The following is a 25,913-nucleotide window of genomic DNA, read 5'->3' as shown; positions in this document are numbered from 1 at the left end:
GACCCATTGCAGGCATTGGCCCAACGCAAACGCTAAACTCCGTGAGAAACCTGGCTTTGCCAGGAGTAGACGCACGCTTCGGCAGCCTCGGGGCTTTCCTCACGGCGCTCAACGACAGGCGCGCGCCCTCCCCACCGATAGGCGGCCTTGCCAGCGCTGCTGGCGCATCACCCGTTGTCCGACAAGCAGATCAGACCAACATGCCCCGTCCCGAGAATAGACTTCAGAAACCTGGCATGCCACCGAAAGTGAACTGCCCAGCCGCCGCTATGTCGTCGACGAATATCATCGATATGGCGTGCTTGTTTGAGAGCCACTGTTTGTGAGGGGCGCAGGCGTCAAGTCGATTGCCAAGAACGGCGCTTACCTGGCTATCGCAAAGGCGTTGACCAGCGTCGCACGTATTATCTACGCCGTCTTCCTGGCAAAGCTGCTCGGCCCAGAGCTATACGGTATGTTTCAGTATGGGTTCTCCTGGTACTTGATGTTCCTGCCGATCAGCATGCTGGGGCTCAATGCGATAATGGTTCGGGAGATAGGTCGCCACCAGAAGGCGGCGCTACCGCTTCTCCGCAGAATCGCCGCATTGCGCGGAGCATCGAGCCTATTGGCCGCCGCCCTGTGTATCGGGCTAGGTTTACTGTCCGAGCACGATCAGACAGCAAGAAGTCTGCTTTTCATTTTCTCCATAGCACTGATTGGACGTGGCTTGGCGGCCTGGACACAAGGCGTCTTCAAGGCATTCGAGAAGTCGATACTCGTACTCCAACTGGAAGCAACTTTCCGTATAGCTGAGGTAGTCGCCGGATTGGCAGCGCTGCTTGCCGGTGGCGGTGTGCTGGAGGTTGCAGCGGTCCATGCAGGCATCTGGGTATGCCAGGCGATCGTCGGGTTCCGAATGGTTCGCAAATCGATAGTAGTCGTTGAACCCATTTGGGATACCAGTGCGTTTCTCGATTTGGTGAAACAGGGACTACCGTTTGTTGTGGCAACGTTCCTTGCCGCATGGCTGGTACAAGGCGGCATCCTGCTGTTTCGCTGGACCGAGGGATACACCCATGAACTCGGTGAATATGCGCTCGCCGTACAAGCATTCTCTATCATCGCGGGCATCATCGCTGAATCGGCGAGCGCGGCCGTGCCTGTTTTAAGCCGATCCGCACACAGGCGCGATGGCAAAGGCAAAGTATTCGTCGACCTCGTGCTACGCTCCGGATTTCTGTTCGGCGCAGCAGCAACCATAGCGGGCATAACATTGGGTGACGCCGTCCTTGGCCTTGTGTTCAGCGACGCCTACGCCAATGTGGCGGCGCTGCTGCCATGGGCGTTGATGAGCGTCGGCCCTTACTTTTTCGTATCAAGTCTGAGTGGCGTCCTGACTGCCGAAGGCAAGTTTTATTCTGTCGCAATCTCTTACGCAATCGGCGCAGCTTTGTTCACCGCCCTCGTCGTGATCCTTTATCGACAATACGGGCCGGCGGGGATGTTTTGGGCAACAGCTTGCGGGCTCATAGCGACCAATGCGTTGCAACTATTTTTTCTACGAAAGCATACCCCCATTAAATTCGTCGCATCCTATGTCGCGCCACTTGTAGCGGCCGTCTCCTCGATCGCAATCTGTTACTGGTCGATTGAGCATCTCGGTACCCCGGCCTCTCTGGGGACATCTATCGGGGTACTGATTGGTACCAGCCTGATCCTGAATGTCATTCGTTGGAACGAAGTAAAGTCGGCGTTTGAACTGCTGCGTCCCCATAAGCGCCAGTAGCGCCCGCAAAGCCGCTCCGACAAATCCAATCAACCCGCATTGGCGCTTCCCATTGAATTGAGGATTAAGAGTCTCCGCAGGACGTATCAACGAGTGTAAGCAGTGTGCATAATCTAAGAAAAAATCACTGCCGACACCCATCCCGCAAACGTCATGCGAATACTGTTAACAACCCCCTATCGCCTGTTGCCTACGAACACCGGTGGCGCCGTCCGTACCATGCGCATAGCTACTGCACTACAGCAACTGGGCAATGACGTTCACATCCTCTGCGCTGAACCCGATATCCCTCAACCTGCCACCAGCGCTGTTTCCTTTCATACATTCAAGTTCCGAGGCAGTGTCGGCCATTTCTTCAACGCCGATTTTCAACGCCGGTTGCGCAGCGTCTTGAAACAGCCTTTCGACTTGGTCATAAGCGCGTTCCCATTTCAGTCCTGGATGCTGGCAAGGCCCATTGGAGAACGTCAACTGCCTGTTATCTACGATGCACACAATGTGGAAACGGACCGCTTTCGCAGAATGCGCAAACCCCTGGTGGCGTCTTTGATCATGTTGGCTGAACGCCGGATGTGCCGCCTGGCATCGCAAGTCATTACCGTATCCGAAGATGACAGGAAGCTGATGCAGCACATCCACAAGACACCGTCGATTATTATGGCGAATGGCGTGGACCTCACCTTGATGTCGCCCGGACGGACGAATCCCGAGACCCTGAAAGCGTTCGACCTACAAGCCGGCAACTACGCCATATTCTTTGGTGGCTATGACTACCCGCCAAACGTGGAAGCCGCCCGGTTCTTGATTGAAAAGGTCTGGCCGCGAGTCTCGAAAGCGCTACCATCGTTCAAGCTCGCTCTTGTCGGTCGCCTGCCGCCTGCCTGGGCGCGTGGACATAAGAATGTGGTCGTCACCGATGCGGTCGACGACCTCACAGGCCTTGTCCGAGGCGCACGACTGGCGTTGGCGCCATTGTTCAGCGGCGGCGGCACGCGGTTGAAAATACTCGAGGCCCTCGCCTGCGGAAAAGACGTGTTGGCAACGCCATTCGGCGCAAAGGGAATCGCCGACACCGATATGCCGGCCTTGAGGCTTTCACCACCCGAGACGTATGCTGACGACCTGGTAGCGATCGTAGAAACACCCATCGATGATCTCTGCGGCAATCACAGCGCGCGCAAACTGGCCGAAGCGTTCGATTGGCGGAATCTGGTGACAGCCGCACTCGCAGCCGTCGAGCATGTGACAGCAAAAGCGTGACGATGCGCACTCGCTTTCTATCGGGCGGTTGGTGCCCATTTCGAGTGCGTGATTGGCCGGGATGATGGAGCAACTAACTATCGTTGACGCATTGCCGCGTTCGAAATGCCATCGGCTTGCTTTCGAATCCAGCAGTTTCCGCGTTTGGAGTTAAGCCCCTTGGCAACAGACGATCCACACAAAGGCAGGAAGTCACTGGCAAGGAACTTCGCTCATCTGTTTGGGGCACGCCTTGTCACCCACGTAGGGCGCGGCCTTTACATCGTCGTGGTCGCTCGATTTCTAGGCCCCGAACTCTACGCCATACTTGCCTTTGTACACGCTTGGTACATGGCATTCTTCCCGCTCGCGGTGTTTGGATTGATGGGCACTCTGGCCCGCGAAGTCGGGCGGCGAGGATCAGAGTCCAAAGCGATCATCGGCCAATCGCTGTCCGTAAGCATCATCGCGAACATCAGTGCAGCGTTGCTCTGCGTTTTGACGGCCTGGACGTTCAACGACAAGCCAGAGATCGTCGCGCTGCTTGGCATTATGACGATCGCACTGACGGGTCGCGCCCTGGCGAGCTTTACCGATCACGTTTTCACAGCCGTAGAGCAGTCGCAATACGTCCTGAAACACGAAGCAATTTTTCGGTCTATTGAGATCGCTCTGGGCATTGCAGCCCTCTTTCTCGGTGCTGGCTTGCTGGGCGTCGTCGCGGTTCACGCGCTCGTATGGTGGCTGCACGCATGGCGCGGTTTCTACGTGATGCGCAAGGTGATGGGGGGCTCAATTGCATTGTCGACGAAGTATCACGAATGGCAGCCCATAGCTTTGATGGCCGTACCCTTTCTACTCGCCAGTGTGTTTACGAACCTGCTCCTGCAAGCTCCCATAATCCTGTTCAAGTCGGCAAGCGCCGATACGATAGCCACCGGAAACTTTGCCATCGCCGTACAACTTCTACTGCTGGCGGTTGCACTTCCGCAAACCTTGAGTTCTGCGGCTTTGCCCATCATGAGCAGGGCAGCGGCCCGGGGCGACGGCAAAGACGCTTTGTTCTTGAGCGTCGTTATCAGAACCGCTTTCATGGTTGGCTGCACTGGCGGTCTGGTCGGCACAACCGTTGGGCCATGGCTGATCCCGTTGGTTTTCGGGCCCAGCTATACGGATGCGGGATTGGTGCTCGGCCCGCTTCTTTGGTGCATCATTCCGCTGATGATCGTGTTCACATTGCCACCAGCGTTGTACGCAAGGGAAGCCAACAAGGGGGCCGTTCTTGCAAGCGCGGCGGGCGTCATTGTACTGGTCGTGACCACCTCGACACTGGTTGGCAGCTTGGAGCTGCGAGGGGGAATTCTCGCCCTGGCCTCCGCTCTATCGGTGACCGCAACCCTATTGTTGTACATCAGCACACAAAAACGACTGATTTCGCTGACGCACGATGCACTCAAGCCCGGCGCAGCGGCAGCAGCCAGCGCCGCCGCTTACTATGCCAGCCAGGAAACGGTTGGAGTCAGTCAGATACCGGCATTATTGATTGGTATGACGACACTGGCCGCGCTGACGGTCGCCACCAAAGTCGTGCGACCCAATGAACTCAGCGCGGCACGCAGGTTCATTCGCCAACGCTTCGGTCAATAGACCTCACGAACTTCGGCTTGTGCACCCGGAACAGAATGTTCACCGATGAGGGCGCCGGCAAGCGCATCCCAGGTCAGTGACTTCTTGAACTGCTCGATGGCAGGGCGCATGCCTTCACATTGTTCGCGCGACAGACTAGCCAGTGCTGATGCCAAAGCCTCGGCATCGTTGGCCGGCACGACAAGCCCGGTCTCGCCATCGACCACCACATCCGGCAAACCACCGACCCGAGTCACGACGACTGGCTTGTTGTAGTGATAGGCTACCGGCACCACGCCACTCCCTGTCGCGCTGCGATAGGGCAGCACCACCGCGTCGGCGCGTGCGAAGAGCTCCGCCGTTTCTTGATCACTATGGTATCGGGCCAGCACTTCGATACGGTCTGACAAACCCAGCTGCTCGATACGCTCGAGGATAGTGTCTTCACCGTCCCAGAACTCTCCCGCGATGGTCAGCTGGATACTGGGATCATCCAACCGCGCCAATGCATCGATCAACAGATCCAGGCCCTTGTATGGGCGGACAAAACCATAAAACAACAACTCAAGCGGCCGGCGGGCACCGAGGTTTCCGACGGGGGCCGGATACTGGTCGTAGATCGGGTGCGCTTGAATCGCCACCTCGGATCCCGGTAGCAAGGCCTGGAGGTTGACGGCATCTTCATGGGTGTGGACGACGAAGCGGTCACCCATGCGTAATACCAGTCGGCTCAATGCCGTCTTCCACGCGGCCGCCTCGTGTTCCACAACGTTGTGGCAAAAAAAAGCGATTGGCAGACGATGGCTCCGCAAGCGATGCACCATAACGCCGAAACAAGGCACCCAGTAGATCGTCCACCACGGAAACACCACGATATCCGGCTGAAAGTCGACAATCCGACGAACCGCCCTGATCCAAGTCAGTGGATTGACCGAGTCGATGACATAATCGACGCTCGGCTCTTCATGTCCCGCATACTCCGGATCCCTATCCGACGCGCCGGGAAAAAGCCATTTTGGATACTGGCGGGAAAACGACAGTGTCAGCAAAGAATGACCATCAGCTATCGTTCGATGCAGCATCGTGGTGTGCTGCGCAATGCCACCGCGAAACGGCAGTATCGGGCCGATGAGAACAACCCGCTTTTTTACCGTCTTCGGCCCCATCAATCGTCTTTCTCTTGGTCCCTGAGCGCGTCTAACTCGGCACGCTTGATCTTTTCCAGTGTCATCTCGAGCAATTGGCGATTGAACGAGATCAGATCGGCAATCAATCCACCGAGATAGGCGATGAAACCCATCAGAATCAATACGCCACCAAGCACCAGAGACTGCACATGACCGTCTCCTCCACTGGTGATATAGAAATACAGGAAGCGAAAAACCGGGATCAAACCGGTCAGTGTCAGCAAACTGCCGATAATGAAGAACACCCGCAGCGGCTGATACATCGCATACATGCGGACAATGGTGCTCAGCTGCCGCTCGATGAACTTCGGAATGCTCTTGAACAGTCGCGACTCGCGCGTTTTGGCGTTTGTCGACACAGGCACCGAGACAACGGCCATATCTCGCTTGCCGGCCTGTATGACCGTTTCGATTGTGTAACTGAACGTCGACAACACGTTGATGCGGATCGCCGCTTCGCGCGAGAACGCACGAAAACCACTCACTGCATCAGGCACCCATACACCCGCGAGCTTGCGCACCACGCCGCTGCCGAACCACTGCAAAGCTTTCTTGAGGGGTGAAAAGTGCCCAATCTTTGCAGTCTGCCGATCACCGATCACAATGTCGGCATAACCATTCAAAATCGGTTGAACCAGCTTGGCGATGTCCTCGCCTGCGTATTGGTTGTCGCCGTCGGTGTTGACGACGATATCGGCGCCGGCGCGCAAAGATTCCTCGAGGCCACGCCGGAAAGTCCGGGCCAACCCCATATTCTTCTTGTTTCTTACGATGTGATGAACACCAATCTCTTCCGCAACCTCCGCGGTTCGGTCGCTGCTTCCGTCATCGACAATCAGTATTTCAATGACATCAATGCCGTCGATATGCTTTGGGATATCGGCTACGGTCTGAGGGAGCGTAAGCTCCTCGTTGAAGCAGGGGATCTGCACTATTAGCTTCATGGTTCTTGGTTCATCCAGAGGCTGTCGGAGTGTCGACTCTTCGGCACGAGTGTGGTTTCAGCGTTGTCAGGCGGGCAGAATATCAGCCGCCGACGACGATCGAAAGACGCTCGGATGAGAGCTCGGCAGCACTCTCGCTGACAGCGTGACCCTCTAGGTCGGCGGCTCACCGACACTTTCTCCGGCTGCGAGGCTCCCCCGAGCCTTTCGCGAACCGCCAAAAATCTGCGTCGTCGGAGCACGCGGACAGAATGGACATCGCCGCACATGTTCGGTAAAAAGCCGCCTCGGTTCGGCCAACCAATCACCGTGGGGCGAAACCGTGCACTGCTGCGTGGCGCTCTTACAAGTCTGCAGCAACATTTGATGTGAAGGATACCCGCCGCTTAGACCAGCGGACGAGGGCGGCCACCAGCCTGTGCCATCATCCGACGCGCCAGGTCGCGAGGCTGCCCCGCCTGCTGCGGCATGAATGGCGGCACCCGGGCGACGGCAAGCTTCCTGGAGGCATCCCAGTACGTCGTCGCGGGCGGCGAGACCCGGCGCGATTCAATGCCTGCCGGCCTCACGCCCAATTGACGCTCGGAAACGCACGGAGAAAATGCCTGTTGGTCAACGTTATCATTGGCGTAGCAAGCCGCGGCCATCCTGCCTCGGAACCAGACCGACCGATCGACGTCAAAAGCACCGCAGCGAAGCGTGATTTCGGTCAATTCAACGAATAGCTATTTTGAGATAGCCTCCATCCCAGCGGACCGGGTGAACTACCAGCGTGAACAAATCGATAACCTATATCGTGATCGTCAATTGGAAGGGCTGGCAGGACACGCTGGAATGTCTGGAAAGCCTTTTCAGAATGAATGGAAGCTTCAAAGTCATCGTTTGCGACAATGGTTCCGACGATGACTCTCTGGCCCGTATTCGGGAATGGGCAGAGGGCGACCGGGAGGCAAAGCCGACCCTGTCCGCGATGTCGGCCTATTCATCACCTGCCGTGGCTAAGCCGTTGGACTGGCGGCAGATCGATCGCACCCAAGCGGGCAATCTTTCCAGCGGCTCTTGCCCTCAATTGCTGCTGGTCGACTGCCAGGAGAACCTCGGCTTCGCCGGCGGAAACAATGTCGGTCTGCAGATCGCGTTGGGGCAACCGGATATGCGCTGGGCGTGGTTGCTGAACAACGACACGGTCGTCGACAAGTCTGCATTGCAAGCGCTGGTACAGAAGGCGACCGACAGCCACGACACCGGTATCGTCGGATCAACCATACGCTACTACCACCATCCCGATCGGGTACAGGCGTTTGGCGGAGCCCGCTATTTCCCCATGATAGGCCGGGCAATGCATATCGGAAGAATCCGATCCACATACCGCACTGTTGATGAAGCCGGGATTGAAAGGCAACTGGACTACGTCATGGGAGCATCGATGTTTGTTTCCCGGCAGTTTCTGGAAACCGTAGGCTTGATGACGGAAGACTACTTTTTGTACTACGAAGAGATTGACTGGGCTTTGCGGTCGAAGCATCGGTATCGAATGCGCTATGCGCAAGATAGCTTTGTCTTCCACAAAAGCGGGGCAAGTGCGGGGTCGTCGAACTGGAGCAGCGGGCGTAGCGCACTTTCCGATTACTACCTGGTAAAGAGTCGACTGACATTTACCCGCCGGTTCTATCCACACTACATACTGTCAGTTAAGGGATACCTATTGGTCGAAGCGATGATTCGCGTGCTAAACGGACAACAGGAACGCGCATCCAAGATCTGGTCGATGGTACTCAACCGTACGTAACCCGGGTGCAGATGCTTGGGGCCCCTGGATAGATTGCGTTTAAAGATACGAGCGGCCGTATCCCTCATTCCCGAGGTGATGGCGGGACGCTGAAATTCCACGCCGGCCGTGCTACCCCGAAAGACCGAAATCTGTCGGTGATCAGAGCCGATTCGGCAGAAACCATTCCGGAAGACAACAAGTACCTTTACTGCCATACCCTGCAGCAACACCCGCCGCTGCAACTGATCTGGGCCATCGTCGACAGATTCGTCTAGCGCCGATCAACTAGGCAAAAGGAACCCGTTTGGATGCACCAAAGCCTACGCGACTAGAAATGATGCGCCGTGCTGGTGTCACAATTATGACGGCATCAAAGTGCACCATTGAGGAACACCTGATCACCAACCGCAGCCTCCATAACCAGAAGCGGCCCCGGCCTGCATGGTGCCCAAAACAATGAAATCGATTGGTTCAGTGCATCGATTGCCGACTTTGGTGGGTGGCTCACATCGCCCGCCGTGGAAAATCAACAGCCCGCCGGGGTGCGTGCTAGTATGCAGGCTCCGCTCGAATAGCATTCCGATGTAGCCAAAAAAAATGTTAGCTGATGCGCAAAACCCCCGGGTCATCGTGACCGGCGGCTGTGGATTCATAGGCAGCAATTTTGTTCGCCACCTGCTGACCGACACCCAGGCGCAGATCCTGAACATTGATCTGCTGACCTATGCAGGCAACGAAGCGTCGCTCGCCGACGTGGCAGGTACTGCAAGGTATGAATTCGTTCATGGCGATATCGCCGACCCGACGCTGATCGCGAAAGTGGTGGCCGATTTTCGGCCGACAGCCGTCGTCAACTTTGCCGCCGAGAGTCATGTAGACCGGTCGATCGAAGGCCCCGGCGCCTTCATTCAGACCAATGTTGTCGGCACGTACAACCTGCTGGATGTTGCTCTCAAGTACTGGCAGGGATTGCCGGCTGACGAGAAGGACGGCTTCCGGTTTCTGCACGTATCCACCGACGAGGTCTATGGAACGCTCGGTGAAACGGGTGCGTTCACAGAGAACACGCCGTACGCACCGAACTCCCCCTACTCGGCCTCCAAGGCTGCGTCGGATCACTTGGTCAGGGCCTGGCACCACACCTATGGTTTGCCGACCCTCACAACCAACTGCTCAAACAATTTCGGCCCGTACCAATATCCGGAAAAACTCATCCCACTGATGATCCTCAACGCCCTGGCCGGCAATCCGCTGCCGATCTACGGCACCGGGCAAAACGTGCGCGATTGGTTGTTTGTTGAAGACCATTGCCGCGCGATCTGGCGCGTAGTGACCGCGGGCCAGCCGGGGGAGATGTACAACGTCGGGGGCAACAGCGAGCGCACCAACCTGCAGGTGGTCGACACGCTCTGCGAACTGCTCGACGAGCTGGTACCCGATTCGCCTCACAAACCGCATGCGCAGTTGAAGACCTTCGTCGCTGACCGACCCGGCCACGACTGGCGCTATGCAATCGACGCGAGCAAGATCAAGGCCGACCTGGGCTGGGAGCCGCGCGAAACCTTCGAGTCGGCCATGCGCAAGACCGTTCGCTGGTACCTCGACAACATCGATTGGTGCGACGAGGTCAAATCCGGCAGCTACGACGGACAGCGCCTCGGTCTGGGAAACACTGCCGGCAACGGCTGATACAGGGACGCGAGATCACGACATGAAAGGCATCATCCTGGCGGGCGGCGCCGGCACACGTCTCCACCCGATCACACTGTCGGTCAGCAAACAGCTCCTGCCGGTGTACGACAAACCGATGATCTACTACCCGCTATCCACGTTGATGATGGCGGGCATCAAAGACATCCTGGTGATCACCACCCCACGCGACAACCCCTTGTTCAAGGACCTGTTGAGCGACGGTTCGCAGTGGGGCATCAACATCGAGTACGCGGTGCAGGATCATCCGGGCGGCCTGGCAGAGGCCTTCTTGATCGGTGAACAGTTCATCGACAATGAGCCCTGCTGCCTGATACTCGGCGACAACCTGTTCTTCGGCCACGACCTGCGTCAACTGCTGCGCAGAGCCGCGCAGAAGACCAGCGGTGCCACGGTTTTCGGTTACTGGGTTCGCGACCCCGAACGTTACGGCGTTGCCGAGTTCAACCAGGAAGGCCAAGTGGTCAGCCTCGAAGAAAAGCCCGCCAAGCCAAAATCGAACTATGCCGTCACCGGCCTGTACTTCTATGACGGCAAAGTCTGCGAACTCGCCAAAACACTCGAGCCTTCGACGCGCGGCGAGCTCGAGATTACCGACCTGAACAAGCTCTATCTTGACCAGGGCGAACTCGAACTCAGCCGCCTGGGACGCGGTATGGCATGGCTCGATACCGGCACCCACGACTCTCTGCTAGAGGCTGCAGCTTTCGTTGAAACCATCGAGAAACGCCAGGGCTTGAAGATCTGTTGCCCGGAAGAAATCGCATGGCGCCAGGGTTGGCTCGACTCAGACAAGCTGCGCACCATGGGCGAGGCGCTCAGCAAGAACGGCTACGGGCAGTATCTGCTTGATCTGCTAACGCTGGATGCTCCGGAATGAATATCACGAGATTCCCGATTCCCGGCCTGTTACTGATTGAACCCAAAAGGTTCACCGATGAACGCGGTTGGTTCTGCGAGACCTGGCAACAACAACGCTATCGCGACGCGGGCATCGACAAACCATTCGTACAAGACAACCTCGCCAAATCTTCCAAAGGCGTGCTGCGCGGATTGCACGCGCAGGAACCGTTTGCACAAGGCAAACTCGTTCAGGTATTTGAGGGCGCGGTCTTCGATGTTGCTGTCGACCTGCGGGTTGGCTCGCCGACCTTCGGCAAATGGCACGGCATCACATTGAGCGGCGACAACGGGCTCCAATTCTACGTGCCTCCGGGTTTCGGCCACGGTTACTACGTCATCAGCGACGAGGCACTGTTCGCCTACAAGTGCACCGATGTATACAGCCCACAGACCCAGTTCGGCGTGCGCTGGAACGACCCGGCCCTGGGCATCGAATGGCCACTGATCGGCGAACCCATACTGTCTGACAAGGATCGCGAGGCTCCGCTGCTCGCCGACATCCCCGTCGAACGTTTCACGAAGTTCTGACATGCGTTACCTGGTGTTAGGCGCCAACGGTCAGGTCGGATGGGAGCTCATGCAGCGGCTCCCGAGAAATACCGATACCGTCGGTGTGTCGCGAGACGGCCACGCCGGGATTGCGCTCGACCTGTCGGACCTACCTCGCGTGAAGGCCATGCTGGACGACCAGCGCCCCGAGGTGATCATCAACGCCGCTGCCTACACGGCCGTTGATCGTGCCGAACAAGAACGAGACCAGGCACTGCGCCTAAACCGGGACCTACCCGAGGTATTGGGCAAATGGGCAGGCCAGCACGACGCACTGGTTGTCCACTACTCGACCGACTACGTGTTTGACGGCAGCAAACCGGGGCCCTATTTGGAGTCCGATCCGCCCGCGCCGATCAACGTCTACGGCGAGAGCAAGCTGTCCGGCGATAAGGCGTTGCTAGCCAGCGGTTGTGCCGCCCTGATCTTCCGCGTCAGCTGGGTCTACGGCAATCGCGGGCATAACTTCTTGCTGACGATGCAACGCCTGATGCAAGAGCGCGACCAGTTGCGCATCGTGGCCGATCAGATCGGCAGCCCAACCTGGTGCGGCGACATCGCGACCGCAACGCTCTCGGTGATCACATCCCTACCGGACAGCATCGAAGCCCTGAAGCGTCTGAGCGGCGTCTACAATATGGCACCGTCCGGCTCGACGTCGTGGTTCGGTTTCGCGCAAGCTATCCAGCAAAGGCTCGGGCTTGATTGCGAACTCGAGGCCATCACGACGGCGGACTATCCAACGCCGGCGGCGCGCCCCAAGAACTCGGTGATGGACTGCACAAAACTCGTCGACACCTTTGGCGTCGCGCTACCCCCCTGGGGCGACGGCCTCGCACAATGCCTGGACGCCGCATAGCCGCGGTGTTGTTATTGCGCCGGCCTTCCATACGAAAGGCCTTGGAGCGCCCTGTTTATGTTTAAGCGCGACCCTGCCGCCCTGCACTGGAGTCTCGCCCAGATCATCGTGCTGGCGGTGATCTCGGCGGCCTTGGTGGCCATGGCCCCGGAAACGTGGCGCTACCACCCGGACGGGGCCGTATACATCGCGTCGGCCGTCACCATGGCCGAAGAGGGACGCTACTGGTTCAACGGCCATCCCAACATCCTCTACTATCCCGGCCTCAGCATGCTGTTGTACCTCCCGATCAAGATCTGGGGGCTGAATTTCCAAGTGCTGCATCTGGTCGCGGCGGCGTTGGGCGTCACCACGCTGTGGATCATCCGCGGCTATTTCAACGCCGGACGCTTTGGCTGGACGGGTCTGTTGCTGCCGTTGCTGATGGCGGCCAACGCGCTGATCATGCAGCAGACGACACTCGTCATGTCGGGCGTGCCTTTTCTCGGCGTATCCATCGCCGCGCTCTGGGTATGGCGGCGCTTCCTGACCGAAGACAACTATTGGCTGGTCTTCGCCTGTGCCCTGCTGGTCGGCTTCGCATCGCTTGTGCGCTTCCAGGGCCTGTTCCTTATCGGGGCGTTCGGCCTGGCGCTGATCGTGCATTTTGTGCGCAATCGAGACCGCAATTTCAAAGCGTTTTTTCTGCTGGCGATGGCCGGCATCGTCAGTGTTGTTCCATTCGTGATCTGGACCGCGCGTAACTATGCGCTGTACACACCAGATACCTACAACATGGCGGGAGAGTTTTTCTTCGGCCAAGAGGGCCTGAGCATTTCCGAAGCCGATTGGGGCGAAGCCGACTGGATCGACGCTGCATGGAAGTATCCCGTTTACCAGGCAATGACACTCTTCGGCTCACTGGCGAAAAGCTTTCTGAACGACGTGCAACACTGGTTTCCGCTTGAGGTGAAGAGCGCCCTTGCACTCGGATTGATGACCTTGGGCTTTTGGCCATGGCTGCGACGCGCCTCGGTGATGGAGGCGGCATACGTAATCGTTTCCCTGGCTTTCTTGATGAAAGACTCCCTCGAGGGGACAAGCCTCTACTTTCCCCAGCGCTACTGGATCCCGATGGTACCGTTTGCCGCCGTCATGGCCGGGCTCGGGCTGGCCTGGTTGTATGAGCTTTCGACGAAGGTGTGGATGAAGGCCACCATCGCCGTGGGCAGCGGGATTGCGGTCGCGCTCATGCTCGCCTCCGGTGTACTGTCTTGGAGCGACGATATCTCCCGCGAAAACACCGAGCGATGGGCAACGCGAATGGCATCAATCGACCGCACTGCGCAGCAGATACGCGAAACCACAGCGCCAGACAGCATCCTGCTATCGACAGACTGGGGGATCATGCCACTGCTCACCAACCGCCAATCGTTCCAGGTCTCGCGGTCGAAATGCAGCGGCCCAACCCTGTCGCTGATCGCCGAACGCCATCCTGATTACCTCGTGGAAATGCCGGGCCTGTTGCGTACGAGAATCGTTGAGCGGCTCGTCGACGACTACCCGGAACTGTTCGAACTGCAGTTTGAAGCAGGTACACGAGAGAGCCGCGACCGAGCCGCCCTGTATCGAATCAATCACGATCAGCTACCGGCAGCGTTGGACAATATCGATTGCCTGCCGGAGCCGGCAGAAGAGACGGAATAGGCAAAGCCCGGGCAGCAACTCGACCGGATATACCCCGGACGCGGCGGGAACGTGCGCCCGCCGATTACGTAACCCTATGCGACAAAACAGTCAGCGGCCGGAGCCGGTCGGCTTCAGCCCAACTGGGGCACATCGTGGGCGCCGCCAGCGCCCCGCGCCCACGACCTAACGATACCGCTCGCCGTAGTTCTTGGCGTAGATCAGGCCGGCCTTCACGATATCACCGAAGCCCTTCGGCTTTTTGTACAACTCGCCGCGGTAGACCGCCTGCAGATCCTCGACGCCCAACGAGCAGCCAAGAAATTCATTCAAACGATCGATGGTTGCCTCGGGACGCAGCAGCAGATCTTCAAACTGCAGCTCGATGTGTTCGGCGTTGTTGTCTTTGAGGAACTTGCGAATCGAATCGCGGATACCGTGCAGATAACCTTTGAGGTAGCCGAATTCCTGGATCTGTCGCCTGATGGTTACCGACACCCAGGTCTGCATCGGATCGCGTGTCAGATTGACGAACTTGATCTGGTCGAGATCGAGCAGATCGCGCCAGTAGTAGATCGTGAGCCACAGCCTGGGGTCTTTCCAGATCCAAGGCATGTGTTCGTTGCACTCGGCGAGAAACTCGCGGTATTCCGTGGGATCGATCGCCTGCTTGGGGTGGGCGAAAAAATCGATCTCGGCGGCATTGAAGACCATGTCGTAGTTGCCTTCATAGCCGACCTGGTCGAACAACTGCTTGTTCAAATCGACCAGTCGCTTGTTCTCGTAGGTATCGTAATCAGGTTTCTTGAACGTCTCCTTACCCAGCCAGTAACCGCCTCGCGCGATGAGGCCGGCAAGCACCGAACTGCCGGACAGGCCGTTGGTAAGAATGATGACGTTCTTTTTCATTGTCTGACACGCTACTTAAAACGATTCCGGTGCCGCGCTCACGAAAGACACCCCACAAGGTGGTATCCGAACCCGGCAGCCGAAGGAAAAATTGCGGCGACATGATGTCACAACCGGCGCCGCAGTTCTGCTGAAAGTGACACAGTCCCGATCTAAATGCCTCACAGCCAACGGCGCCCGCAGCGCCGTGACCGCTTGGCCGACTGCCTTCAGTCGAATATCTCGGTAAAGAACGACTGCATCCGCTCCCATGAACGCCGATCCGCCTGCTCGTTGTATTGCAGGTTCTCGATGCCGAACGACGCCGCATCGGGATTGGTGAAACCATGGCGCGCTCCGCCATACGTGTTCATTTCCCAATTGGCACCGGCTTCGTCCAGTTTGTTGCGGAAGTTGGTCACCACCTCGGGGGCCACGAACGAATCCGCCTGCCCGTGCAGAATCAGTATCTGCGGACCAATCTTGCCTTTTGCTTCTTCAGGGGCAGCCGGCAATGCACCGTGAAAGCTGACGACCCCTTTCAACGGCGCATTTGCATACGCCATCTGCAGGATCGTCGCGCCGCCGAAGCAATAGCCGATAGCGGCAACATTGTCTCCCTCCACCATGCCACTGGCCTTGAGTTGCTCCAGCCCGAGCAGTGCAAGCTCACGCCAGCCCTCGACATCCGCTGTGACCTCCTGCATCCAGGTCTTGGCCTGGTCCGGTTTGTCGGTCACATGCCCGTCACCGTACATATCGGCGGCAAACGCCACAAACCCCAGTTCGGCCAGCATGTGCGCGCGTTTCTTGGCGTAGTCGTTCAGCCCCCACCACTCGTGAATGACCAGCACGCCGGGGCGTTTGCCTTCGATCGCATCGTCCCAGTACAGGTGCCCGGTCAAGGTGGTCTCACCGTCTTTGTACTCGACAGCCTTGGTCTGTACTTCCGCCTGCGCGGTCACGCTGATCACCGCAAACAGCAAACCCGACAACAAAAGTCTCATGATGACGTCCCTCACGAATGTTCGAATTGATTGGTTGGGATACAGCGCAAAGCTTACGCGATTATGACGTGCCGGTATCGGATTCAACCATCCAATATTGCGCGCCACGCCGGATGCGATTCAATCAGGCCCAACGCCTTGTGCAACAGCGATATACCCGGTTCCGTGCGATGCCAGGTCGAGGCTCCCGACGGGTGAGGCAGTGGGATCACGTCTACCGCATGACCGGCCACCTCGACACGGTGCGATCGGCCGATGACATCGCTCAACTTGCCCACCGGCAGAAACTGCGCGATTGCCAGCTTACCCACGGGAATCAGCAAGCTCGGCCGCAGCAGGCGCAGCTCCGCGTCGAGCCACGCCGCGCAGTTCTCGATCTCGCCGGGCGACGGCACGCGGTCGCCTCCTTTGGCTTTTTTGCCGGGAAAGCATCGGCAGACCGCCGCCATGTAGACGCGCTCACGAAACGCCGTCTCGTCGAGGCCGATCTGCTCATACCAGCCGAACAGTGTCTTGCCCGCAGTCCAGGCAAACGGACGCCCCAATCGTCCCTCGTGTTGCCCCGGCGCCTGGCCGACCATCAGGATCGGCGACATGACCGGCTGCCCTACCACCACCGGGCCGATCATCTGCGGGCATTGGCGGCAGGCACGCAAGGCCGCCTGATGGTCGCTCAGTTGTTGCTTCGCCGAATCCATCTATCCCACACTGCCAGATCGACGGCGCAAACAAAAGACGGCCCTGCCGTCTCATTGGCACCGCCAGGTGCGCCTGCCGGACCAAGCGCAGAGGTGAAGCACAACGACAATGACGACGGACAGACAAACCGTTCTGCTGCTGGCCGACACGCATGGTCAAGTCCACGAGCGGATACTCGAGTTGGCGGAAAATGCCGACATCATCATTCATGCCGGCGATATCGGTGACCCGGGCATCCTGGATATGCTCGCCGCGCGTGCGGCACAGCTGGTCGCCGTGAGGGGTAACAATGACGTGCCGTCGAAATGGCCGCCGACCAGCCCCATCGACCCAAACAGCCTGCCACTGACTGCAGATATCCAGCTGCCGGGCGGCATGGTTGTCGTAGAGCACGGTGATCGTGCCAACCCGGTGGCCACGCGGCATGCGGTACTGCGCCAGCGACATCCGCAGGCGCGGTTGATCCTGTACGGCCACAGTCATCGCCAGACGGTCGATCAATCGGAAACGCCTTGGGTCGTAAACCCCGGAGCTGCCGGGCGCAGCCGCACCTATGGCGGTTCAGCCTGCATCCTGCTGTCGGCCGGCAGGCGGCGATGGCGGTTGACCGCGCATCAGTTCCCGCTAGGCAAGTCGAAAAAGTAAGGCCGGCAATTGTCGAATGATCTGCCCGCGACGGCCGCCAGCGACTCGCCCGCATATACCGATTGGAAGATTCGCAGCGTTTCCTCGTGGGCCACGAGCAGCACGCAGCCGAACGCCAGTTGCGACAGCTCGTGCAGAAAACCCTCAACCCGCTGCCTGTACTCGGCAAGTGATTCGCCATCACCAACCTTCGCGTGAACCGGGTCATGCGCGATGGCGCTCAGGTAATGTGCCACCGGCTGGCTTTCACAACCGGAACGGATATCGCTCAAGCGCGGCTCGTCGACAACATCTACCCCGATCGCCTCGCCGATGATCCGCGCGGTGCGACTGGCACGCAGCAGCGGAGAACAATAGATGGCATCGACGTGTAAGGTTTGCAGGCGGTGGGCTGCCGTTGCGGCCTGCTCGGCCCCTAACGGGGTCAGGTCGACCGCCGCCGCGGGATCATCGTTGCATAGGCCGAGCAGGTTGTATTGCGACTGGCCGTGACGCACGCCGATTATCTGCATCGCTGCACCCGCCGAACCAGTACGGCGGACCGATCAGCGCTGCAGGATGCGGCGGTACTCGACATCGTCCGCGGTACCGAACTCACCGTCCGGTCCGGCCGACCTGAGCACATAACCCTGGCCTTCCGGCAGGTAGCTCACCTCGCGCCCCCAGCCGTCGCGCATGCTCTCGGCATCGAGCGACATCGCCGCGGCGAGGCCCGCCATGTCGAAGCTCTGCGGATCGACACCGGCTCCGCGGTCGGCAAACCAGGCGTTGATCGATTGACCCAGCAGGCGCAGGCGATTGCGGGTCGCAACCCAGCGGTTCTCATTGTTCGGCGCCGTGGCTTGCAGATCGATCGGCGGCTGTGTCGCACCGCCGTTGGGCAACAGCGGCGGCGGATCGCTCGGCAGGGTGGCAGGCGTCGTGAACTCGGGCGTCGGCTTGATCACGTTGGCATACAGCGTGTCCATCACGCTCCATGACAGCAACGAGACCACGATTCCGAGCACCAGGCCGACGAAGGCCGAGGTACGGCTGGTCCCGCCGCGCGTTGCGATATCGATATCCGATGCATAGGTCGGCGCCAGACGGTGCATGTAACGGATCGTCCGCCGGGCATGTCGGCAATACAGGTTCTTCAGCACGGCAGGCCAGAACAGACGGTTGATCAGCAACAACGCCAATCCCGCGTACACCAGCTTGTCGGACATTCCCTCTTTGGCACCCAAGGTGATGAGGACGACCGGCAACAGGATCTCGACCGCGAAGATCACGGTACCCCATGCCCACATCTTGCGGTACATCGCCCACAGAAAGGGGCTGAGGAACGCGCCCGGCACCCAGGACAGCATCATGCGGGTTCGCCGACCCAACATCATCTTTTCGCAGGTCTCGGAAAGATCGGCTGAGCGCATCCCCATGAACAGGTTCACGTGGTATTGCTCTGTCGGTACCGAGTCCTCTTCGAGCCAGTCGTCACGCCAGCCGTCGCTGGCAGCGGCGTGGATATCGCGCGGTTTTTGCGGGGCCGTTTTGACCGGGCGGGCAGTGTGCGGAAAAGGATTCGCCGACTGGGTTTCGGCAACCACCGGCCCGGCGCGATGCTGACGGTTGTAGTCGGCGAACACCACGCCGCACTCATCACAGCGCTTGCTTACCAGCTGCTTGTGCCCACAGGCCGGGCAATGCATCAATCCCGCATCCGGTGGCGTGTCGTCCACCGGCAATATCAGGGCATCGTTCGCAACGTCCGAAGCCGCGGTTTCGACCCGCGCCTTGGCACCCAGGCGCTCTATCCGTTTTTGCAATGCCAGGGCTTCATGTTTGCCCAGCACATCGCGGATCGGATGCTCGCCACCCTCGAACACATCGGCGATCTTCGCGGCAGAGGTTTGAAACAAGCGGGACAGCGACGCCAGCACCGGCTCGCGCGCGAATCCCTCCATCAACTGCCCGGTCAGGACAACGCGAAAGCCCTGATTATCCATGTGGGTGATTATCCATGCGGGTGCGCTCGATTCGAATACATCCTGGGCTCCCAGACCCTCGTGTGCCGCCGACTCCAATCGGCCGCGCCTGATTTGGTGGCGCAGTATAACGTCAGTCGCAATGCGGCGTTTTTCTTTCCCGTGACTCGTGGCAAAGCAGATCGCCGGTCGCCCGGCGCGTCACTCCCCGCTAAAATCGACCGATGTGCGCTCAACTTCACGCTAAACCGCCGAAATCGCTGCTACGCAAAGTCGGTCGCGCGATCGCCGACTACGACATGATCCGCGACGGCGACCGCATTCTGCTCGGCGTATCGGGCGGCAAAGACTCGCTGAGCCTGCTGTCGATCCTGCGCCATCTGCAAACCTACGCGCCGGTCAAATTCGATCTTGGCGTGATCACGGTCGACCCGGAGGTCGAAGGCTTCGACCCTTCATCGTTGACCGGCTACTACGACGCAATCGGGGTGCCCTGGTATTACCGCAGCCAACCGATCATGGAAGAGGCCAAAACGCGCCTCGATGGCGATTCGTTCTGCGCCTACTGTGCGCGCATGAAGCGCGGCATCATGTACTCCACCTGCCGCGAACACGACTTCAACGTGCTGGCGCTGGCGCAACACCTCGATGATCTGGCCGAAAGCTTTCTGATGTCTGCCTTTCATCAAGGCAAACTGGACACCATGAAGGCGCACTACCGGATCGATGCCGGCGACCTGCGGGTAATCCGCCCCCTGGTGTACGTACGCGAGACCCAGACCGCGGCATTCGCCGCTTCCGCCGACCTGCCGGTGGTGCCCGATTCCTGTCCGGCGTGTTTCACCGCACCGACACAACGGGCCTATATGAAGACACTGCTGGCGCGCGAAGAACGTGAGCACGACCACCTTTTCGCCAACCTGTTGCACGCGATGCGGCCGCTGATGGGCGGCGATGTGGCGCTTGACGACAATCGTCCGTCGCAACGAGCCGCGGCCGAATCCTGAACCCAACGGAAACCACACCGACCGACTGCAGATTCAGGCAACCCGATTGACAGGCTGCCCATCGAGGTAGGCACGGATGTTGGCCACCGTTGCGTCGACCACGTTCTGCCTTGCCTGGCGTCCCGCCCAGGCGCTGTGCGGGGTCACGATCAGGTTCGAGATGTCCGCAGCCAGCAGGGGATGATCGGCGGGTGGCGGCTCGACATCCAATACATCGATGCCGGCGCCACCGATCTCTCCGCGGCGCAAGGCATCGGCCAGCGCAGCATTGTCGACCACCGCGCCGCGCGCCGTATTGATCAACAAGGCCGTCGGTTTCATGCGCTTAAGCGCGGCAGCGTCAATCAGATGATGGGTGCTGTCCAGCAGCGGCACGTGCAGTGTCAGCACGTCGGCCTGGGTCAACACTTCGTCGAACGCCAAGCGGCCCGGCTTGGCATCGCCCCCGGGGCGCTGCGAGACCAGCACGGTCATACCAAACGCCTCGGCAATCTTCGCCACTCCCTGGCCGAGTTCGCCGTAGCCGACGATGCCCAGCGTCATGCCACGCAACTCGCGCACCGGAAAGTCGAGCAGACAGAAGCGCGGGCTGTTGGTCCACTCGCCGCGGCGCACGGCCGCGGTGTAGTCGAACAGGCGGGTGTGATGGGCGAGGATCAGCGCGAATACGTGCTGCACAACGCTGTCGGTCGCATAGCCAGCCACGTTGCTGACCACGATACCCAGTTCCTTGGCCGTCTCGATCGCCACGTTGTTGTAGCCGGTCGCGGTCAGACACACGAGTTTCAGGCGCGGCGCGGCACGCAGAATCGCGTCGTCCAGCACGACCTTGTTGGTGACAACGATCTCGGCATCGCCGATACGATCGAGCCGTTGATCAGGCGCGGTGGCCGGATAGGTTCGCCAGTCGTTGATGACGCTGTCGAATGCGCCGAGATCCAGGTCCTGCTCGGCCAGGCTGGCCAGGTCCAAAAAAACGCCTTTCATAAGTTCCCCGCTGTCGTTTCGAATCGAAACTAGCACGCGAAGATCGCGTGCGCACCGCTACAGCGAAGACTTTGGCGCCAACAGCAGGTACAGCGCGACACCCAACAGCAGCACCTGGAATTCCATGCCGCCGAGCGGATGCGACTCGGAGGCGACGAACGACCAACGCGGCCAGTGCAGCATGGCAATCGCGCCGACCAGCACCGGGACGGCGGCAAGGCCGGTCAGGCGATTGACCAGAATGCGGTGCGGCGCTGCACTGAACCCGCCGACCACAACGCCGATGCCGGCCAGCACCTCGGCGACACCGACAACGATCAAGAGCCACACCGACACCCCCAGCATGTCTGACGAGGCCTCGGGCATCAGCAATTTTCCGGCCCCGTGGCCGGCAAAAGTGATGGCGAATGGCAATCGGATAAACCACAGCGGATTCATGGCAAAGGCGCTCCTGTATCTCGGCGTCTGAGGGGAGACCTGCTGACGCACGGAATCCTTTCGTCTTGCGGCAATACTCAGTCTTGAGCAGTTTGAAGCTGTCCGCGCCCCCGGGGCGCGCCGCGGCGCAACATTTTCGGATAGACTTCGGTCTCACGGCCCGTCTTCTCGGGCCTTGTTGATTTTGGCCGGCAGGAAACCCGATGGAGCGTATCCGCGAGATACCCTACAACTACACCTCGTTCTCCGACCGCGAGATCGTCATTCGCTATCTGGGCGAAGACAATTGGCGTCTGATCGAAGATCTGCGCGCGACACGTCGTACCGGTCGCTCGGCGCGCATGCTGTTCGAGGTGCTGGGCGACATGTGGGTGGTCGAGCGCAACCCCTACCTGCAGGACGACCTGATCAAGAATGCGGACCGGCGCGACGCGCTGATCCAGGCGGTGAATCACCGCCTGGAACAATTCGAAAAACGTCTCAACGACAACCAGGACGCGGCGCAGCTGCTCGATGCCGCGCGTACGGCGGTCGATCGCTTTTCCAACTGTTTCGGCGAACGCCAGCTGCTGCGTAGCCGGGTGCTACGCACGCTGAGCCGCATCACCCGCAAAGACAATATCGATTTCAGTGGGCTCGCCCGCGTATCGCACGCTACCGACGCCACCGACTGGCGCGTCGAGATGCCGTTCGTCGTGATCTCGCCCGACCGCGAAGAAGAGGTCGCCGCGATCGTGCGTGCGTGCATCGATTGCGGCCTGACGCTGATTCCTCGCGGCGGTGGCACCGGCTATACCGGCTCGGCCGTGCCGCTGGATGCCAACTGCGCAGTGATCAACACCGAGAAGCTGGAATCGCTGTCGGACGTCGAGCGCGTCGAACTGCCGGGCGTCGAAGGCGAGGTGCCGACGGTGCGTACCGGCGCCGGCGTCGTCACCCGCCGCGTCTCCGATCTGGCCGCGCAGAACGGTCTGGCATTCGCGGTCGACCCGACCTCACAGGATGCCTCGACGATCGGCGGTAACATCGCGATGAATGCCGGCGGCAAGAAGGCCGTACTGTGGGGCACCGCGCTCGACAATCTCGCCTCGTGGCGCATGGTCACGCCGCAGGCCGACTGGCTCGAGGTCGAACGGCTCGAGCACAACCTGGGCAAGATCCATGATCAGGCAAAGGTGCGCTTCCGCGTCACCCGTTACGCGACCGACGGCCGCACTGTAAAAGGCGAGCCTGAGACGCTGGAGATGCCCGGCGCGGCGTTTCGCAAGACCGGCCTGGGCAAAGATGTCACCGACAAGTTCCTGTCCGGTCTGCCCGGCGTGCAGAAAGAAGGCTGCGACGGCCTGATCACCTCAGCGCGCTTTGTGCTGCACCGCATGCCCTCGCAGATCCGCACCGTGTGCCTCGAATTTTTCGGCACCGACCTGGGCAACGCGGTACCGGCGATCGTCGAGATCGTGAACTACGCCAAGTCGCTGCCCGACGTGAAGATCGCCGGCCTGGAACATCTCGACGAACGCTACGTCAAGGCGGTCAACTACGCGACGAAGGCAGCACGCCGCGACCGACCTAAGATGGTGTTGATTGCCGACCTGGTCTCCGACGATGAAAATGCCGTCGGTGCCGCTGCATCCGAGATCGTGCGCCTGGCCAATGCGCGCGAGGCCGAGGGTTTCGTTGCCGTGAGCCCGGACGCCCGCAAACGCTTCTGGGCCGACCGCTCGCGTACCGCGGCAATCTCGGCGCACACCAACGCGTTCAAGATCAACGAAGACGTCGTGATACCGCTCGACAAGCTGGCTGATTACAGCCGCGGCATCGAGCGCATCAATATCGAACATTCGATCAAGAACAAGCTCGAGGTACTCGACAAGTTCGATGCACTGCTCGAACAACGCACGCCATCGCCCGACGAGGTCGAAGACTCCAACGATATCGTGCGCAACAAGTACCTGCTCGCACACTCGTTGCTCAAGCAGGTGCGCCAGCGCTGGCAGGCCTTGTCCGAGCATCTCGACGATCCTGCGGAGGCATACACCGAGGGCCGTCAGAACATCCTGCTTGCCGGCGAAACCGACAAGCTACGCGCTGGCGACACCCTGCTCGACATGCTGCTGCGCAGGGATATCGTGGTCTCCTACCGCAACGAGCTGAAGCAGCCTTTGCGTGAAATCTTCCAGGGATCGTCGCTCGAGTCGCTGCGCGAAGACCTGCGCGCGATCCATGCCGAAGAGCGCAACAACCGCTTGTTCGTCGCGCTGCACATGCATGCCGGTGACGGCAATGTGCACACCAACATCCCGGTGCACTCGCACAACTACCGCATGCTGCAAGAGGCCGACCGCATCGTCGACCGCGTCATGGAACTGGCCCAGGCGCTCGGCGGCGTCATCTCCGGTGAGCACGGCATCGGCCTGACCAAGGTGCAGTATCTCGAAGAAGACAAGCTGGCGCGTTTCGTCGAGTACAAGAACAAGGTCGATCCCGATCAGCACTTCAACCGCGGCAAGCTGATGCCCGGCTCCGGACTCAACGGCGCCTACACGCCGTCGCTGCGCCTGGTGCAGCAAGAGGCGATCATCCTCGAAGAGAGCGAGCTGGGCGCACTGAACGACGACATCAAACACTGCTTGCGCTGCGGCAAATGCAAACCCAAATGCATGACGCACGTGCCGCGCGCCAACCTGTTGTACTCACCGCGTAACAAGATCCTCGGCACCGGCCTGGTGATCGAGGCGTTTTTATACGAGGAACAAACGCGTCGCGGCCTGTCGCTCGAACACTTCGACGAGATGAACGACATCGCCGATCACTGCACCGTATGCCATAAGTGCGAGGCTCCCTGCCCCGTCAATATCGATTTCGGCGACGTCACGATCCGCATGCGCAAGATCCTGACCGAACGCGGCAAGAAGCGGTTCAATGCCGGCACCTGGGCGGCGATGAAGTTTCTCAACGCGACCGATCCGCGCACGATCAAAGTGCTGCGCAAGGGCATGCTCGACTGGGGATTCAAGGGCCTGTCGTTCGCCCACGACATGGCGCGCAAGACCAAGCTGCTCGGTGAACCTGACCGTATCCCGTCGACCACCACCGGCAAACCGAAACTCAAAGAGATCGGTGTTGAGCTGGTACGCCGCCCCTTGCGCGTCGAATTACCCAAGCGCTCTTATCGCAGCGAGCTCGGCCTGGAAGACCGCACGATGATCCCGATCATCCGCGACCCGGCCAAGGTCAGTGACGATACCGACGCCGTGTTCTATTTTCCCGGCTGCGGCTCGGAACGCCTGTTCTCCGATGTCGGTCTGGCGACGCTCGCGATGCTCTACGAAACCGGCGCACAGACCGTACTGCCACCCGGCTATCTGTGTTGCGGTTACCCGCAGACCTCGGCCGGCTTGCACGCCAAAGGCCAGCGGATCACGACCGACAACCGCGTGTTGTTTCACCGGGTCGCCAATACGTTGAACTACATGGACATCAAGACGGTGATCGTGTCGTGCGGCACCTGTATGGATCAGCTGCTCAAGTACGAGTTCGAGAAGATCTTCCCCGGTTGTCGCCTGCTCGACATCCACGAGTACCTGATGGAGAAGGACGTCAAGCTCGACGGCGTGGCCGGCAAGCAGTTTCTCTACCACGATCCCTGTCATACGCCGATGAAACAGTACGACCCGATCAAGGTCGCCGGCAACCTGCTCGGCCAGCCGGTGCTGCTGTCCGACCGCTGTTGCGGCGAGGCCGGCACACTCGGCACGGCACGCCCGGACATCGCCAACCAGTTGCGTTTCCGCAAGGCGGAGGAACTGCACCAGGGCATCCGCGAACTGACCGGCAAAGACAAGACCGACGGTGAGGTAAAGATCCTGACCAGTTGCCCCGCCTGCCAGCAGGGCCTCAACCGCTATGCCGACGAGACCGGCCTTCAGACCGACTACATCGTCGTCGAACTGGCCCGCCACCTGTTGGGCGACAAGTGGCAGCAGCGATTCGTCGACAAAGCCAAAGCGGGCGGCGTTGAACGGGTGCTGTTGTAGCAAAACCAAAGAGTTGAACT

Annotated in this window: 21 protein-coding genes; 12 read left to right on the top strand and 9 right to left on the bottom strand. The window is 59.7% G+C overall.

The window, feature by feature from the left end; genetic code table 11:
• Window positions 1-322: 322 nt before the first annotated feature.
• The 3 genes from B1781_RS01740 to B1781_RS01730 all read left to right on the top strand — a co-directional run bounded on the left by B1781_RS01740 (window position 323) and on the right by B1781_RS01730 (window position 4,654).
• The gene (locus B1781_RS01740; protein WP_078118030.1) at window positions 323-1,768 is read left to right on the top strand and encodes an oligosaccharide flippase family protein; all 1,446 of its coding nucleotides are present in this window, start codon (window positions 323-325) and stop codon (window positions 1,766-1,768) included.
• A 153-nt stretch (window positions 1,769-1,921) separates the two neighbouring features.
• Window positions 1,922-3,028 (top strand): glycosyltransferase family 4 protein, encoded by a 1,107-nt coding sequence (locus tag B1781_RS01735; protein ID WP_078118029.1) that lies wholly within the window; start codon window positions 1,922-1,924, stop codon window positions 3,026-3,028.
• A 159-nt stretch (window positions 3,029-3,187) separates the two neighbouring features.
• Window positions 3,188-4,654 (top strand): lipopolysaccharide biosynthesis protein, encoded by a 1,467-nt coding sequence (locus B1781_RS01730; protein ID WP_164513209.1) that lies wholly within the window; start codon window positions 3,188-3,190, stop codon window positions 4,652-4,654.
• On the opposite strand, the gene B1781_RS01725 is transcribed toward B1781_RS01730, so the two are convergent.
• Both B1781_RS01725 and B1781_RS01720 read right to left on the bottom strand, forming a co-directional pair.
• Window positions 4,648-5,799, bottom strand: coding sequence for a glycosyltransferase (locus B1781_RS01725; protein ID WP_078118027.1), 1,152 nt, complete (start codon window positions 5,797-5,799; stop codon window positions 4,648-4,650). The two genes, B1781_RS01730 and B1781_RS01725, sit on opposite strands and share 7 nt — an antisense overlap.
• Window positions 5,799-6,764, bottom strand: coding sequence for a glycosyltransferase family 2 protein (locus B1781_RS01720; RefSeq protein ID WP_078118026.1), 966 nt, complete (start codon window positions 6,762-6,764; stop codon window positions 5,799-5,801). Before B1781_RS01720 ends, B1781_RS01725 begins: the two co-directional genes overlap by 1 nt.
• 772 nt (window positions 6,765-7,536) lie before the next feature.
• Between B1781_RS01720 and B1781_RS01715 the strand changes: the two genes are divergently transcribed.
• The 6 genes from B1781_RS01715 (at window position 7,537) to B1781_RS01690 (ending at window position 14,242) form a co-directional block, all read left to right on the top strand.
• On the top strand, window positions 7,537-8,553 hold the full coding sequence (locus B1781_RS01715; protein WP_125931823.1) for a glycosyltransferase family 2 protein: 1,017 nt from the start codon (window positions 7,537-7,539) through the stop codon (window positions 8,551-8,553).
• Between the two features lie 579 nt (window positions 8,554-9,132).
• On the top strand, window positions 9,133-10,224 hold the full coding sequence (gene rfbB, locus B1781_RS01710) for a dTDP-glucose 4,6-dehydratase (protein ID WP_078118024.1): 1,092 nt from the start codon (window positions 9,133-9,135) through the stop codon (window positions 10,222-10,224).
• Between the two features lie 22 nt (window positions 10,225-10,246).
• On the top strand, window positions 10,247-11,125 hold the full coding sequence (gene rfbA / locus B1781_RS01705) for a glucose-1-phosphate thymidylyltransferase RfbA (RefSeq protein ID WP_078118023.1): 879 nt from the start codon (window positions 10,247-10,249) through the stop codon (window positions 11,123-11,125).
• Window positions 11,122-11,676 (top strand): dTDP-4-dehydrorhamnose 3,5-epimerase, encoded by a 555-nt coding sequence (rfbC, locus tag B1781_RS01700; protein ID WP_078118022.1) that lies wholly within the window; start codon window positions 11,122-11,124, stop codon window positions 11,674-11,676. Before rfbA ends, rfbC begins: the two co-directional genes overlap by 4 nt.
• A gap of 1 nt (window position 11,677) precedes the next feature.
• Complete coding sequence (rfbD, locus tag B1781_RS01695) at window positions 11,678-12,556, top strand: dTDP-4-dehydrorhamnose reductase (protein WP_078118021.1); 879 nt, start codon at window positions 11,678-11,680, stop codon at window positions 12,554-12,556.
• 57 nt (window positions 12,557-12,613) lie between these two features.
• Entirely contained in the window at window positions 12,614-14,242 is a 1,629-nt protein-coding gene (locus B1781_RS01690; RefSeq protein WP_078118020.1) for an ArnT family glycosyltransferase, read from the top strand.
• 165 nt (window positions 14,243-14,407) lie between these two features.
• Here B1781_RS01690 and B1781_RS01685 read toward each other — a convergent pair whose 3' ends face one another.
• The 3 genes from B1781_RS01685 to B1781_RS01675 all read right to left on the bottom strand — a co-directional run bounded on the left by B1781_RS01685 (window position 14,408) and on the right by B1781_RS01675 (window position 16,814).
• Window positions 14,408-15,130: a sulfotransferase gene (locus B1781_RS01685; protein WP_078118019.1), complete on the bottom strand. Its 723-nt coding sequence runs from the start codon at window positions 15,128-15,130 to the stop codon at window positions 14,408-14,410.
• 209 nt (window positions 15,131-15,339) lie between these two features.
• The gene (locus tag B1781_RS01680; protein ID WP_078118018.1) at window positions 15,340-16,116 is read right to left on the bottom strand and encodes a dienelactone hydrolase family protein; all 777 of its coding nucleotides are present in this window, start codon (window positions 16,114-16,116) and stop codon (window positions 15,340-15,342) included.
• Window positions 16,117-16,199: 83 nt separating this feature from the next.
• Window positions 16,200-16,814 (bottom strand): uracil-DNA glycosylase family protein, encoded by a 615-nt coding sequence (locus tag B1781_RS01675; protein ID WP_334223848.1) that lies wholly within the window; start codon window positions 16,812-16,814, stop codon window positions 16,200-16,202.
• A 109-nt stretch (window positions 16,815-16,923) separates the two neighbouring features.
• On the opposite strand from B1781_RS01675, the gene B1781_RS01670 reads away from it, so the two are divergent.
• Window positions 16,924-17,460 (top strand): metallophosphoesterase family protein, encoded by a 537-nt coding sequence (locus tag B1781_RS01670; RefSeq protein ID WP_078118017.1) that lies wholly within the window; start codon window positions 16,924-16,926, stop codon window positions 17,458-17,460.
• Here the strand turns inward: B1781_RS01670 and B1781_RS01665 are convergent.
• Together B1781_RS01665 and B1781_RS01660 are read right to left on the bottom strand one after the other, a co-directional pair.
• Complete coding sequence (locus tag B1781_RS01665; protein WP_078118016.1) at window positions 17,430-17,972, bottom strand: histidine phosphatase family protein; 543 nt, start codon at window positions 17,970-17,972, stop codon at window positions 17,430-17,432. The two genes, B1781_RS01670 and B1781_RS01665, sit on opposite strands and share 31 nt — an antisense overlap.
• A gap of 33 nt (window positions 17,973-18,005) precedes the next feature.
• A complete protein-coding gene (locus B1781_RS01660) occupies window positions 18,006-19,445 on the bottom strand; it encodes a DUF2628 domain-containing protein (protein WP_078118015.1) in 1,440 nt (479 codons plus the stop codon).
• Between the two features lie 203 nt (window positions 19,446-19,648).
• Here B1781_RS01660 and B1781_RS01655 point away from each other — a divergent pair, with 203 nt between their 5' ends.
• Complete coding sequence (locus tag B1781_RS01655; RefSeq protein WP_334223847.1) at window positions 19,649-20,431, top strand: ATP-binding protein; 783 nt, start codon at window positions 19,649-19,651, stop codon at window positions 20,429-20,431.
• Window positions 20,432-20,464: 33 nt separating this feature from the next.
• On the opposite strand, the gene B1781_RS01650 is transcribed toward B1781_RS01655, so the two are convergent.
• Window positions 20,465-21,418: a D-2-hydroxyacid dehydrogenase gene (locus tag B1781_RS01650; RefSeq protein WP_078118014.1), complete on the bottom strand. Its 954-nt coding sequence runs from the start codon at window positions 21,416-21,418 to the stop codon at window positions 20,465-20,467.
• A 57-nt stretch (window positions 21,419-21,475) separates the two neighbouring features.
• Window positions 21,476-21,856: a DoxX family protein gene (locus B1781_RS01645; RefSeq protein WP_078118013.1), complete on the bottom strand. Its 381-nt coding sequence runs from the start codon at window positions 21,854-21,856 to the stop codon at window positions 21,476-21,478.
• A gap of 203 nt (window positions 21,857-22,059) precedes the next feature.
• On the opposite strand from B1781_RS01645, the gene B1781_RS01640 reads away from it, so the two are divergent.
• Window positions 22,060-25,893 carry a DUF3683 domain-containing protein gene (locus B1781_RS01640; protein WP_078118012.1) on the top strand — a complete coding sequence of 1,278 codons (3,834 nt, stop codon included), beginning with the start codon at window positions 22,060-22,062 and terminating at the stop codon, window positions 25,891-25,893.
• The last annotated feature ends 20 nt before the right edge of the window (window positions 25,894-25,913 follow it).

The organism is Thiosocius teredinicola, assembly GCF_002009425.1.
Taxonomy (GTDB): Bacteria; Pseudomonadota; Gammaproteobacteria; order Chromatiales; family Chromatiaceae; genus Thiosocius; species Thiosocius teredinicola.
Note: the sequence above shows the minus strand (reverse complement) of the source record. Positions and strands in the feature narration are given on the sequence as shown.